This window comes from Jiangella aurantiaca, from assembly GCF_004349105.1.
GTDB lineage: Bacteria > Actinomycetota > Actinomycetes > Jiangellales > Jiangellaceae > Jiangella > Jiangella aurantiaca.
Genome location: NZ_SMLB01000044.1, coordinates 1 through 13,378 on the forward strand (window position 1 = coordinate 1; position 13,378 = coordinate 13,378).

Annotated in this window: 7 protein-coding genes and 1 pseudogene; 4 read left to right on the plus strand and 4 right to left on the minus strand. The window is 74.1% G+C overall.

The genetic code is table 11. From position 1 onward, the window contains the following. Positions 1–23 precede the first annotated feature (23 nt). Together E1262_RS23295 and E1262_RS23300 are read left to right on the plus strand one after the other, a co-directional pair. Entirely contained in the window at positions 24–4,748 is a 4,725-nt protein-coding gene (locus tag E1262_RS23295) for a golvesin C-terminal-like domain-containing protein (protein WP_132106120.1), read from the plus strand. A gap of 22 nt (positions 4,749–4,770) precedes the next feature. Next, complete coding sequence (locus tag E1262_RS23300; protein WP_203454269.1) at positions 4,771–5,901, plus strand: mandelate racemase/muconate lactonizing enzyme family protein; 1,131 nt, start codon at positions 4,771–4,773, stop codon at positions 5,899–5,901. A gap of 64 nt (positions 5,902–5,965) precedes the next feature. Here E1262_RS23300 and E1262_RS32195 read toward each other — a convergent pair whose 3' ends face one another. The 3 genes and pseudogenes from E1262_RS32195 to E1262_RS23315 form a co-directional block, all read right to left on the minus strand. After that, positions 5,966–6,478: an HNH endonuclease signature motif containing protein gene (locus E1262_RS32195; RefSeq protein WP_420810557.1), complete on the minus strand. Its 513-nt coding sequence runs from the start codon at positions 6,476–6,478 to the stop codon at positions 5,966–5,968. 199 nt (positions 6,479–6,677) lie between these two features. Beyond that, positions 6,678–7,586 (minus strand): annotated as a pseudogene (locus tag E1262_RS32200) (DUF222 domain-containing protein); the annotation flags it as partial. A 47-nt stretch (positions 7,587–7,633) separates the two neighbouring features. Further along, positions 7,634–8,371: an SDR family NAD(P)-dependent oxidoreductase gene (locus E1262_RS23315; protein WP_132106126.1), complete on the minus strand. Its 738-nt coding sequence runs from the start codon at positions 8,369–8,371 to the stop codon at positions 7,634–7,636. Between the two features lie 81 nt (positions 8,372–8,452). On the opposite strand from E1262_RS23315, the gene E1262_RS23320 reads away from it, so the two are divergent. Beyond that, positions 8,453–9,589 carry a mandelate racemase/muconate lactonizing enzyme family protein gene (locus tag E1262_RS23320; RefSeq protein ID WP_132106128.1) on the plus strand — a complete coding sequence of 379 codons (1,137 nt, stop codon included), beginning with the start codon at positions 8,453–8,455 and terminating at the stop codon, positions 9,587–9,589. A gap of 7 nt (positions 9,590–9,596) precedes the next feature. Beyond that, the gene (locus E1262_RS23325; RefSeq protein WP_132106130.1) at positions 9,597–10,367 is read left to right on the plus strand and encodes an NAD-dependent epimerase/dehydratase family protein; all 771 of its coding nucleotides are present in this window, start codon (positions 9,597–9,599) and stop codon (positions 10,365–10,367) included. 79 nt (positions 10,368–10,446) lie between these two features. Here E1262_RS23325 and E1262_RS31805 read toward each other — a convergent pair whose 3' ends face one another. After that, positions 10,447–13,353 (minus strand): helix-turn-helix transcriptional regulator, encoded by a 2,907-nt coding sequence (locus tag E1262_RS31805; protein ID WP_162606041.1) that lies wholly within the window; start codon positions 13,351–13,353, stop codon positions 10,447–10,449. Positions 13,354–13,378 lie beyond the last annotated feature (25 nt).

The following is a 13,378-nucleotide window of genomic DNA, read 5'->3' on the forward strand; positions in this document are numbered from 1 at the left end:
CCCCCGCACGAAAGGTCTGGCACATGCACGAGGTACTCCAGGCGTCAGCCTGCCCGAAACCGAATCTGTCCCGTCGCTCCGCGATCCGGCTCCTGCTCGGCGCGGCCGTGCTGCCGCCGGTGGTGAACGCGTTCGGGCTGCCGTCCGCGTCCGCGGCCACCACCCCGGCCGCGGACGGCCAGCCGCCACTACCGGACGCGCTGCGCCGGCTGCCGATGCCGAACCTGGTCATCGAGGCGGCCGCGACGATCACCGGCGACCGGCACCGGGTGACCTTCCACCGCGCGAGCTGGGACGGCGGCCACACGTACGTGCGCGACCTGGAGGTCCGGACGGCCGACGGCGACTGGCTGCGGGTCACCGATCCCAGCGCCCGCTTCGACGAGCAGTGGATCATCCTGACCGGTGACGACGGCAACCCCACCGACTACTACACGTCGATGACGCCGAACTGGGTGGCGTTCGACTCGCTCGCCCAGCTCGACGCGCACACCGTCGAGCTGCGCAGTACCCCGCCCGGCGGCTACGACCTCACCGTCCGCTGGTCGCTGGCCGGCCCGAATCCCGAGCTGCAGTGGACCATCACCGCGGGCAGCGCCGACGGCTACGTGGTCGGTTACCAGTCCGTCGACGCCGCGTCCCCCGACGACGTCGACGAAGTGCTCTGCGGCTCGCGCCAGCATGCCCGGGTCGTCGAGGGTGCGCAGTCGCTCGGCGCGTGGGAGCTGTTCGCGCCGATGTCGCTGACGCAGCGGCGCATCGGCGACAACGACGTGACGCTCGGCGTCTACACCCCGGGCGAGGTGCTGCTGTTCGAGCACGAGCGCGAGCTCGGCCCGGACGGCCAGCCGTTCGGCATGAGCCTGCGCAACGACGACCGCGACGTGCAGCCCGTGGTCTTCGCACCGCAGGCCGGCCGCCGGGCCCCGCTCGCCGCGGGCGAGAGCCGCGGCTACGCGTTCGGGCTCTACGCCGCGGCCGGCACCATGTACGACGCCTACACGGACCTCGTCCGCCATGAGTACGGCTACACCGCCTACCGGCGCAACGTGTACGACACCTCGCTCACCGACACCGTCCACAACCTCATCGACCTGCTGATGGTCGAGCCGGACGGCGACGACAGCGAGTCGTTCGTGCCGTCGTTCAGCGGCTGGTGGAACCGAGCGAAGGGCTTCGTCGACATCGAGAACGACCAGGCGGTGCGCACGCCGATCGCCGGCGTCCTGCTGTCCGCGTACTACCTGACCGGCAATGACGACCTGTACACACGCCGGGCCCGCCCGCTCGTCGAGTATCACCTCTCGCGAGCCGGTCACGGCAGCACGCCGGTGAAGGGCAAGCCGGTGTACGGCGACCTCAACCTGTACCGCATCGGCCACGTCCCCGGCGACGCGTCGACGTTGGTGCCCCTGTACGAGCAGACGCGCGGCCAGAACGCGGGCATCCACCGCCTGGCCACGGACCTGATCGAGCAGCGGCCTTCGCGCGACGGCCGCACGCCCTTGAGCACCCCGCTGCAGGCGTACGTACTGACCGGCAACGAGGCCTACCTGGCCGAGGCGAAGGCGGAGGCGCGCCGGTACATCCGCGACCTCATCGTGCGTCCTTACACCACGAACCAGGCCGAGAACGGCTTCGGCTACAACTACGTCAAGGGCTGGACCGAGCTGCTGGTGCTGTTCGAGCTCACCGGCGAGCGGGAGTTCCTCGACGGCGCGTACCGCGAGGCCCAGCGCTACGTCACGCTCATGCAGGTGCGGCCGGTCCCAGACACCACCGTGACCGTCCCGAACCAGCCGTTCATCGACGCCCAGATCGACCGCTGGACCACCCCGCTGCTGCCGGACTACCCGGAGACGACGGTGGAGAGCGAGCAGGTACCGGCGTGGATGCCGTTGACCAACGGCGTCACGTTCGAGCAGCTCTCCACGTTCAAGATCGCCGCGGGCCGGGTGAACCCGGGCGGCGGCTTCACCTGGATCCCGGCCTGGGCGCCGTTCTTCCTGCGGCTGGCCGAGCACACGGGTGACGACCTGTTCCGCGACGTGGCGCACAACCTGGTGGTCGGCCGGTTCACCAACTACCCCGGCTACTACAACCGGCAGTTCATCGTCGACCAGATGAAGCCGGACTTCCCCTACCAGGGTCCGCCCGGGTCGAGCACCATCTACTTCCACCACATCCCGGGCCAGCTGGGCCTGGCGTTGGACTACCTGATCACCGAGCACGTCACCCGGTCCGGCGGACGCATCGACTTCCCGCGGCAGTTCGAGACCAATTACGTGTTCTTCAAGTACGCGACCTACGGGCATGCGCCCGGCACGTTCTACGGCGAGGACGGCGTCTGGCCGTACTTCCCGAAGGGCATCGTCAACGTCGACAACCCGCAGGTCAACTGGCTGACAGCGGTCGGCAACGGCAGTCTGTACATCAGCCTCACCAACGAGAGCGACACCGACGAGCGGGTGACGGTCGACGTCGCGACGCCGGTCACCGGACTGGCGCGGCGCGATGCGAACCGGGCCGAGGTCCTGGGCCGCGGCACGGGGGTCCGGGCCGCCCGTGCCCTGCGCGGCGGGCGGCTCACCACGACCGTGCCGGCCAAGGGCCACGCCGCGCTGGTGGTCCGCGACGTCGGCATCGACGTCCCGTGGCACTGGACGTCCGACGCCGCCGACCGGTCGCCGGACAGCCACCACCAGGCCTTCCTCGACCCGGCCGCCGAGACCGGTCTGGTGCGCGCGATCCTGCTGGTCCGGCCGGACCGGTCCGGCTACGACGCGTACGTCCAGGTCGACGTCGAGTCGCCTCAGCCGCAGCTGTTCTACGCCGTCGGCGACGGCGCGGAGCAACAGGCGCCGGCCAAGGTGTTCCCGTACGAGTGGACCGTCCCGGTCGACGGACTCACGACGCCGTTCACGTACCGCGTCGTCTCCGGTTCGGCGGTGACGGACGCTCAGACGCTGCGGCTGCCGGCGTCGGTCACCGGGGTCGTCCCGAGCGGCCAGGCCGCCAAGGGTGAGCTGTCGACGTCGCCGGACACCACGCCGGGCGACGCCGTCCGGGTGCGGGCCCGGGTCCGCGCCGGCGCCGCCGAACTGGCCGGGGCCTCCGTCAGGCTGACGGTGCCGGCGGGCTGGACGGCCGTGCCGGTCGGCGACGTGCCGGCGACGGTGCCGGCCGGCGGGACGGCGGATTGGACGTTCGACGTCACCGCGCCGGCCGACGCGAGCGGGACGGCCGATCTGGCGGCCACGGCGACCTGGGCCGGCGGGAGCGTGGCCCTCACCCCAGCGGACGTCGAGGTGCTGCCGCCGGTGAAGCTGCCGGCCCTGACGGCGGCCCCGGCCGAGCTGGCCGCCGCGGGCGACTCGTTCGAGCTGACCGCCGCCGTGCTGAACGTCGGGCCGCTCCCCCGCTCCGGGATCCTGCGGGTGAGTGTGCCGGCGGGCTGGACGGCCGACACCGCCGAGATCGCGTTCGACGTGCCGGCACGCGAGGAGCGCGAGTACACCGCCACCGTCACATCCTCCGCCGACGCCGCGCCCGGCAGCGGGCACCGCGTCGCCGTCTCGGCCGACGGCGCCGGCGAGCGGGCGATCACCGTGCGGATCGCGAGCACGGACGTCATCGTCGACGACGCGCACCCGTGGCCCCAATACGTGGAGACGGGCTGGTGGCTGCCCAGCGGGCTGTCCGGCTGGAACCGCACGCCCACCCGGTACAGCGAGGAGAACCGGCTCGGCGGTACGGCCACCTGGCGGCCGGAGCTGCCCGCCGACGGGATGTACGACGTCGCGGTCTGGTACCCGACGAACCCGGACACGACGCGGGCGGCGGTCTACGTCGTCCACCATGCCGACGGCGACGAGGAGTTCGTGGTCGACCAGCAGCAAGACGCGAACACGTGGCGGCCGCTGGGCCGGTTCCGGTTCGCCGCCGGCACCGACGGCTACGTGCGCGCCGTGGTCCGCAACCCCGGGTTCTTCCGGGTCGACGCGGTCCGGTTCCAGCCGGTCGACGCGGCCGCGCTGCTGCCGGTCCTGTCGGAGGTGTCCGCCGCGGACGTCGCCGGCCCGGGCGGGACGACGACGCTGACGGCCACGCTCACCGCGCGGGACGGCGCCCCGGCCCGCGGTACCGCGACGGTGGCGGCGCCGGCCGGCTGGGCCGTCACACCGGCCTCCGTGGATGTCGACCTCGCCGGCGGCGCCTCGATGCCGCTGGAGTTCCGGCTGACCGCGCCGGCCGACGCGACGACGGGAACGCTGCACGAGATCGTGCTGTCGGCCGCCGGTGCGGAGGAGGCCATCGCCGTGGCCGTCGGTGCGCCGGATTCCGCGGCCGCCGTCGTCGTCGACGACGAGGACGCCGGCTACACGGAGTCCGGCGCGTGGAGTGCGAGCAGCCTGCTCGGGCACGACGGCAGCCGCAGCCGCTTCACCGGCGGCAACACCGGTGCCGTCGCGACGTGGACGCCGGCGCTCGCCGCGGCGGGACGGTACCGGGTCAGCGTCTGGTACCCCACGAACTCGACGACCACGACGGCAGCCAGCTACACCGTCGTGACCGCCGGCGATGCGCTCACCGTCGTCGTCGACCAGACTGTCGACGGCGGCACGTGGCGGCAGCTCGGCATCGTCGACCTGGACCCCGCGACTGCGGCGGTCCGGCTGGCCTCCGTCACGGCCGGCCACCATCGCGCCGACGCGGCCCGGTTCGAGCCCGTCGTGCCTGCGCAGTGAGATCGGAGAACAGGTGAAGAGCATGGTGATCGCGGCGGTCGAGGCGTTCCCGCTCCGGCTGGCGCTGGACGGCACGCCCGACCGCGGCGGCCCCGACTATCAGGCGCCGCACCAGCGGCCGACCATCTACTCGCCGAGCCGCGAGACGGTGTTCGTCCGCATCGAGACAACCGACGGGCTGGTCGGCTGGGGTGAAGCGCTGGTGCCGGTGGGGCCGCGTGTCGTTGCCGCGATCGTCGAGGACCTGCTCACGCCGGCGCTGCTCGGCGCCGACGCGGCGGACGTGCGGCCGCTGCGGTTCCGCCTGGGCGAGCTGATGCGCGAGCGCGGGCACCTCGGCGGGCATCAGGCCGACGCGCTGGCCGCCGTCGACATCGCGCTGTGGGATCTGCTCGGGCGGGCCACCGGGCTCTCGGTGGCGGCGCTGCTGGGCGGGGCGTACCAGCGGCGGATCCCCAGCTACCTCACGTCCGTCGGCACCGCGACCACCGCCGACGAGCTCCGGCGGCACTGGGACGACGGCGTACGGCGGTTCAAGCTGCACCTCGGCCCCGACGTCGACGAGGCGGTCGCGGTGTTCGACCGGGCCGCCGCGGTGCTGCCGGGCGCGCGGTTCGCCGTCGACGTGCACTGCCGGCTGGACGGCGCGTCGGGGCTGCGGCTGGCCCGCGAGCTGTCGGTGCGCGGGGCGTGGTTCCTCGAGTCGGCGCTGCCGGCCGAGTACGCGCGCGGGTACGCCGTGCTCGCGGCCGCCGCCGACCTTCCGATCGCCGCCGGCGAGGCGCACCGGCACCGCTACGAGGTGGCCGACTGGCTGGCGATCGACGCGCTCGACGTCTATCAGCCCGACATCGGCCGCACCGGGATCACCGAGGGCAACGCGATCGCGACGCTGGCCAACGCCGCGTACCGGCCGATCATGCCGCACCACTCGGCGGCGCTCGGGCTGGCGCTGGCGGCCGGGCTGCACGTCGCGGCGGCGGCCGACAACGCGCCGTTCTTCGAGTACTCGCCGGGCACGGTCGAGCTGGCCAACAGCCTGCTGGCCGAGCCGATCGTCGCCGAGGCCGACGCCTACCTGCTGCCCGACGGCCCCGGCCTCGGCGTCGTGGTCGACGAGGACAAGGTCCGCGGCGCCGTCGTCGAGCGATGACCCCGCCCCTGCGGCGTCCACCGCCCACAGCTCGCCGGGTGACGTCGCGCCCCGGTCGTCGAGGTCAGAACGGTGACGACTCCGGTTCAGGGGGTGGCTCGAGCTGAGGCTCGGTGCTCGGGCCCCTGGCCTCGGGTGGTCTTCGGTAGTGGTGGCCGGTGGGGCTGGTCCATCGGGTGGTGCCGTCGGGTTGTCGGTGGACGGTCCAGTGGCCGTGGTGTTTGAGCAGGTGATGGGTGGTGCACACTGCCTGGAGGTTCGCCGCGGAGGTGGTGCCGCCGGCGGCGAACGGGATCACGTGGTCGAGGTCGCAGCTCCGGGCCGTGCGGTGGCAGCCCGGTGCCCGGCAGGTCCGGTCCCGGGCGGTGATGAACGCCGCGAGCGCTGTGGTGGGCCGGTACTTGGTGCGGCCGTGGTCGAGGAGCTGCCGGGTGCCGGGGTCGGTGCGCAGCCAGGTCCACACGCCCTCGGCGGCCAGGGTGCGGGCGACGTGGGCGGGGACGGGTCCGTAGCCGTCGAGCTCGCCGGGTTCGTCGCTGAGCCCGATGGCCGTGGCGAACGGGACGGTGACGTGCACGCTGATCGGTCGCCGCCGTGGCGTGCCACCGCCGGACGCGACCCGGCCGAGCAAGCCCGCGACGCCGCCCGGCGCGGCCTGCCCACCGCCCCCCGCCGGCGTCGGCGTCGGCGCTCACGTCCGCGGGATGGCCGCCGTCCGCGTTCCCGCCGGCCGTATCCGGGTCCGCGGCTGAGCCGGTGGCGGCGTGCGTGCAGGCGGCGAGCGCGGCCCAGCCCAGGCCGGCCAGGACGTCGGCGCGGCGCTGGTCCCTGGTGCGGGCCGGGTGCCCGGCGGCGGCGTCGGCGCGTTTGGCGTCCGCGGCGGCGGCGTTCAGCGCGGTGTCGACGGCGGTGGCGTCGTCGGCCGGCAGCAGCGCCTGCAGGTGCGCCATCCCATCGCCGGCGGGCGTCACGGCCACGTAGCGGCGCTCACGCGCGGCCCGGTGCCGTACGGCGGTCTCGACCGGCGCGAGTTCGTGCAGCAGCCGCTTGATCAGCTTCCGCAGCGCGGCCGAGTCCAGGTAGGGCGCTTTGGGCAGCACCGCCGCCTCCACCCGGACCCGCACGTCGGGCTCTTGCCCGCCGAGCTCGTCGGTGATCACCCGCGCCCGCCGCACATCGATCACCCCCACTTCGAGAGCAGCATGCGTGTCGGGGAAGTCCTCCACCAACTGCAACGCATGACCGACCTGGGTCTCCGTCTGCCGGGTCGTCACCTGACAGCGTGCGGCGACCTCGACCGCGGTGTTCGTCACCGGGTTCACCGACCGATACCCCGACACGTCCGGGCGCAGCTGCGGCCGCGACGCCAGCTCCGCCGACGCGGCCGCCTCACGAGCGGCCACCCACGCGGCCAGCCGCGCGCATCCTGCGAGCGCCTCCACCAGGTCGTGCGCGTCCGCCGTCGCCGGGTCGAACCGCGCCAGCAGCGCCGCCAACTCCGGCCCCACCGGTACCGCATCGGCGTCGGCGATCACCGGCACCGACCCGCCGGTGCACAGCTCGCGCAGCAGCGCCGGGTCGATGTCGCCGACGCCCGGGTCGTCGTACGGCGGCCACACCACCCACCCCTCCACCACCGGGCCATCACCCGGTAACGGAGCAGTCAGCGGCGCTTCTTCGAACATGCGAGCCACTCTACCGACCCCCACCGACAACGTCGGCGAGGCAACCGTCAGCGGGCGGGGAGGAACCGCGCCCGCATCTCCGGGCGGGCGAACGCCGACGGGCTCGAGATGGTCAGGCCGCCGTCGACCGGCAGCGCCACGCCGGTGACGAACGAGGCGCCGTCACCGGCCAGGAAATGCACCACCTCGGCGACCTCGGCCGGGCGGCCGGTGCGGCACAGCGGGTAGCCCTCCGCGAGGCCGGGCCGGTCGTCGGCGTCGGTGGTGATGAGGCCGGGGACGACGGCGTTGACACGGATGCCGCGCGGGCCGTAGTCCAGCGCGAGCTGGCGGACCAGGCCCTCCAGGCCGGCCTTCGCGGCGGCGTACGCGGGCAGCCAGGGCGAGGCGATCCGTCCGTTCACCGACGACACCGCGACGATCGACGAGCCCGGGGCGAGGTGCGGGAGGCCCTGCTTGCAGACCTGGAACGCTGTGGTCATGACGGCGTCGAGGCTGGCGTGCCACTGCTCGTCGGTGGTCTCGACGAGCGGCGCGGTCGGCTGAACGGCCGCCGCGGGCACGATGACGTCGAGCCGGCCGCCGCGCTCGAGTACGGTGTCGACGACCCGCCGGGCGCCGACCTCGGTGGCACAGTCGGCCTCCAGGTGCGCGACCAGGGCGGGGTGGTCGAGCGGGTGGACGCTGACGCCGACGACGGCGTCACCGCCGGCGGCGAACCGGTCGGCGATGGCGCGGCCGATCTCCGACGACGCACCGATCAGCAGGACTCCGCGTCCAGACACCCCGACCTCCTCGCGGTTGCACAGCTAGTGCATCATCAGCATGACACTATCACCATATGGATATCGAGATGGGGAGCGTCGATGAAGATCACCGAGATCGAACCGCTGGTCATCGCCACGGGTACCGGGACATATCTGCTGGTCGTCGTGCACACGGACGAGGGCCTGCACGGCCTCGGCGAGGTCGGCATGCGCTCGCGGCCGCGCGCCGTGCTGGGCGCGCTGGCCGACTTCGCCGACCTCGCCACCGGGACCGAGGCACACCGGATCGAGGAGCTGTCGCAGCTGCTCCTGCGCGGCGGCTTCTTCCCCGCCGTCGGTGACGTCGCGGCGGCCGCGGCGGGCATCGATCTCGCGCTGTGGGACCTGCGGGGCAAGGCGCTCGGCGTCCCCGTCCACGAGCTGCTCGGCGGCGCCGTCCGTGAGCACGTCCCCGCCTACGTGCACGTGTCCGGCCGCGGCCTGCCCGAGTACGTCGACCACGCGCACCGGCTGGTCGAGCAGGGCTGGCGGCACCTGCGCCTCGGGCTGCAGCCGCCGGCCGAGCCGGTGCTCGAGCCGCGGGCGACGCTGCGCGACAACATCGCCGTCTTCCACGGCCTGCGCGAGGCCCTCGGCGACGACGTCGAGCTGCTCATCGACGTGCACACCCGGCTCGACCCGGCCGAGGCGGCCGTCTTCTGCCGCGAGGTCGAGCCGGCCCGGCCGTTCTTCGTCGAGGACCCGCTGCGCGCGGAGAACCTGGACGCGTACCGGACCCTGCGGGCTCGGACCGGGGTGCCGCTGGCGGCCGGCGAGCAGCTGACGACGATATGGGAGTTCCGGCCGCTCCTGGAGGGCGACCTCGTCGACCACGCCCGCATCGACCTCGCCAACACCGGGCTCACCCAGGGCCGCAAGATCGCCGCGATGGCGGAGGCGCACCACATCCAGGTCGCCACGCACAATCCGCTCGGCCCGGTCTGCACCGCGGCGTCCGCACACCTCAACCTGAGCCTGCCGAACGTCAGTGTGCAGGAGCAGGGCCACCCGCACGGCTGGGCCGGCGACCCGCTGGTGCTGACCGGCCCGGTGGTCGGGGCCGGCGTCGTCCGCCCCGGCGACGGGCCCGGCTTCGGGGTGGAGATCGACCTGCCGGTGGCACGCCGGGCGGCCGCGGGCGAGCTCGGGCCGCCGCCCCGTTACCGTCGTCCCGACGGCTCGCTGACGAACTGGTGAGGTGCGCATGACCGCTGTGCTCGTGACGGGCGCGGCCGGCAAGGTCGCCGGAATGCTCCGGCCCGGCCTGACCGGCCTCGACGTGCGCGCCGTGGACACCCGCGAGGTGATCGGCTGGGACGACGCCGACACCGGCACCGGTGACCTCGCCGACCCAGGGTTCACCGCGGCGGCGGTCGACGGCATGGATGCCGTCGTGCACCTCGCCGCCAACCCGTCGCCCGGCGCGTCGTGGTCGCAGTTTCGCCGTCCGAACGTCGACGCCGTCGTGACCCTGCTGGACGCGGCCTGGGCAGCCGGGGTGGCGAAGGTCGTGCTGGCCAGCTCGGTGCACGCGATGGGCGGCTATATCGCCGACGGCTTGCCCGCCGGCACACTGGTCGACCCGGCGTGGCCGGTGCGGCCGTGCTGCACGTACGGCGCCAGCAAGGTGTTCGCCGAGGCCTACGCCCGCACCGTCGCGGACGGCGGCGGGCCCGCCATGATGTGCCTGCGGCTCGGCGGCGTGGTGCCGCGGCCGACCGACACCGGCACCCTGCTGGGCTGGCTCTCCCCTAGTGACCTGCGGCTGCTGGTGCGGGCCGCGCTGGTGGCGGACGTCCGGTACGGCTGCTACTTCGGGGTGTCGGCGAACGCCCGGGGCGTGTTCGACTTCACCAACGCGACGGACGAGCTGGGCTACCGGCCGGAGTCCGACTCCGAGGCCTACGCTGCGGAGGTCACACCCCGCGATGGCGGCCTGTGCCGGTGGCGCACCGAGCGCACCGCCGCCCTCTGACAGACGGTGCCAGCCGCCACGAAGGTGAAATGAGCCTGCTGCGCAGCAGGGCGCCTCACGTCCAGCGCTGAACGGCCCGTCAGGAGGCGGCGGTGTCGAGCAGGCCGTCGCGGTGGGCGATGGCGGCCGCCTCGCCGCGGCCGGAGGCGCCCAGCTTGGCCAGGATGTTCGACACGTGCACGCTGGCGGTCTTGGCGCTGATGAACAGCTCTTCACCGATCTCGCGGTTGCTCCGCCCCGCGGCGACCAGTCGGAGCACCTCGTGCTCGCGCACCGTCAGGCCGGACGGCGCCGCCGGGGCCGGGACGCCGGAGACCAGCGGCAAGTGGGCCTGCCGGGAGAACGCGTCGATCCAGCCGCGGAACAGCGCCGCGCCCAGAGCGTCGGCCGCGGCGGCCGCCTGGCGCAGCGCGTCGAGGGCGTGGTCGCGGTCGCCGGTGGCGGCGAGCGCCTGTCCGAGCCGGTAGCCGGCGTACGGGACCAGGTGCACCGGGCCCTCGGCCGCCCGCAACGCGGTCAGCGCGCGGTCCCACGCCTCGACGTCGGTGCCACCGAGGCCGGCCAGTTCGGCCTCGACCAGCACGGTCCACACGCCGACCGGCCAGCCGCGGGCCGCGTCCGCGGTGAGAGCGCGCAGCCAGGCGGCGTCGGACTCGAATCCGTCGGCGGTGCCGGCGGACCGGATGCGCGCGCCGAGCGCCTGTGCACCGGCGAAGGCCAGCGGCAGGTCGTAACCGGGCACCGCGGCGTCGGCGTGCGCCCCGATCTCGCCGGCGACCGTGGCCCAGGCCCGCTCAGGGTCGTCCTGGGCAAGCGCGACGTCGGCCTCGAGCCGGGCCACCAGCCGGCTGTCCTGCGGCAGCACGACCCGGCGCGTCATGCCGGCCCGCAGCCGCTCGACCGCCGCGGCCGCCGCGTCGACGTCGCCGCGCCACAGGCCGAGCCAGGCCTGCAGGCCGATCATGTGCCGCTCGTGGTTGGGCGGCGGCACCAGCTCGAGGCCGCGCTCGATCATCCGCTCGGCCCGCTCCCAGTCGCCCAGCGCCAGCATCGGCTCGGCCGCGTTGCCGGCCAGCACCACGCCGGAGGTGCGCTTGCGGCCGCGGTTGCGGGCGTGCTCGTAGCCCTCGGTGGCGACGTCGACGGCGTCGCGGTAGCGGCCGAGCAGGGTGTAGGCGTCGGACAGGTTGACGAAGTAGCGGTGCAGGTGATCGGGCTCCGCGGTGGCGGTGGGCCCGGCCCGGCGCAGCTCGGCGAGTGCCTTCTCGGCGTCGCCCACGTGCACCCAGGCGGTGCCCCTGGTGATCTGCGCGGAGGCGACGATGCGGTCGAGCCCGGTGGCCGACGCGACCTGCTCGGCCTCGTCGGCGATCGCCAGGCATTCGTCGAACCGCCAGTCGAGCATGAGCATGGTGGCCAGCCAGTCCAGCGCCTCGGCCCGTTGCACCGACGGCTCGGCCGGGATGAGCTCGCGCGCCTCCATGAGCGCCTCGATCGCGCCGTGGCGGCCGAGCCGGTTCTTCACATTGCCCTGGAGCGCCAGCAGCCAGCCGGCCCGGGCGGGGTCGGCCGCACGGTCGACCAACCGCAGTGCCTCTTTGACCAGCGACAAGGTGCGCTCGAAATCGCCGGCGGCGTAGGCCTCGGTGGCCGCCCGGATGAGGACGTCGAGGCGGTCGCTGCGGGCCACCCGCTCGGGCTCTGCCACCTGGTCCCACAGCTCCAGCGCCCGTTCCAGCAGCTGCTGCGCGGTTGCGTGGGCGTAGCTGCGGACCAGCTCGTCGGCGGCGGTCAGCGACCAGGCGAACGCCCGCTCGACGTCGTGGGCGGAGTACCAGTGGTGCGCCACCTCGGCCGCCGTGGGCGTGTTGGGCATCAGCTCGGGATGCGCCTCGAGCGCCTGCGCGTAGCGGGCATGCATGCGCGCGTGCTCGCCCGGCAGCATGTCGTCGTGCAGCGCCTCGCGCAGCAGCGCGTGCCGGAATGCGTAGCCGTCGCCGTCGACCACGATGACGCCGGCCGAGACGGCCTCGCGCAGCGCGGTCTCCAGCGGGCCGGACTGCTCGCCGGCGACCATCTCGAGCACGGAGTGGTCGACCCGGTTGCCGGCCGCCGACATGAGCCGCAGCAGCCGCTGGGCCTCCTCGGACAGCGGCTCGACCCGGACCAGCAGCAGGTCGCGCAGCGAGCCCGGCAGCTCGGCGCAACCGTGGTCGGCGTGGGCGAGCTCCTCGACGAAGAACGGGATGCCCTCGCTGCGCTTGACGACGCGGTCGACGTGGGCGCGCTCGGGCGGCCGGCCGAGCAGTTCGCGCAGCTGCTGGACGACCTCGTCGGCGTCGAGCCGGGGCAGCTCGATGCGGCGCACCTGGCGCAGACGGTCGAGCTCGGCCAGCAGCGGGCGCAGCGGATGGCCGCGGTGCAGCTCGTCGGAGCGGTAGGTGACGAGGAGCATCAACTGGGCGTCGCGCACCCCGCGGACCAGGAAGCGCAGGAGGTCGCGGGTGGGGCTATCGGCCCACTGCAAGTCCTCGAGCACCACCACCAGCGGGCGGTCGGCCGCCACCCGCTCGAACAACGACGTGACCACCTCGTACAGCCGGCCGCGGCCCTCGGGCCCCTCGGCCGGCGCCACCCCCAGCTCGGGCACCAGCCCAGCCAGCGCCTCGCCGCCCGGGCCGGCCAGCTCGAGCAGCCGCTGTGCCCCGAACTCGGCGTGCAGCCCACGCAGCGCGCCCACCAGCGGCGCGAACGCCGGCCCCTCGCCGTCGAGCGGCACGGACTGCCCGGCAACCGCCCGCGTGCCGCCGGCGGCCACCTCGGCCACGAACTCCTCGGCGAGGCGGGTCTTGCCGATGCCGGCCTCGCCCCCGACGAGGACGGTGACCGGCTCACCCGCACGCGCCACGGCGTAGGCCGCGCGGAGGTCGGCGAGCTGCCGGGCCCTCCCGACGAGGCCCGTGGTGCGGGTGACGTGAATGACCACGTCATTCATCCTGCCACCCGCCACC

Excerpts from the sequence above, each read along its gene's own strand:
- E1262_RS23300 (WP_203454269.1), top strand. The coding sequence starts at position 4,771 with ATGGTGATCGCGGCGGTCGAGGCGTTCCCGCTCCGGCTGGCGCTGGAC.
- E1262_RS23320 (WP_132106128.1), top strand. The coding sequence starts at position 8,453 with ATGAAGATCACCGAGATCGAACCGCTGGTCATCGCCACGGGTACCGGG.
- E1262_RS23295 (WP_132106120.1), top strand. The coding sequence starts at position 24 with ATGCACGAGGTACTCCAGGCGTCAGCCTGCCCGAAACCGAATCTGTCC.
- E1262_RS23325 (WP_132106130.1), top strand. The coding sequence starts at position 9,597 with ATGACCGCTGTGCTCGTGACGGGCGCGGCCGGCAAGGTCGCCGGAATG.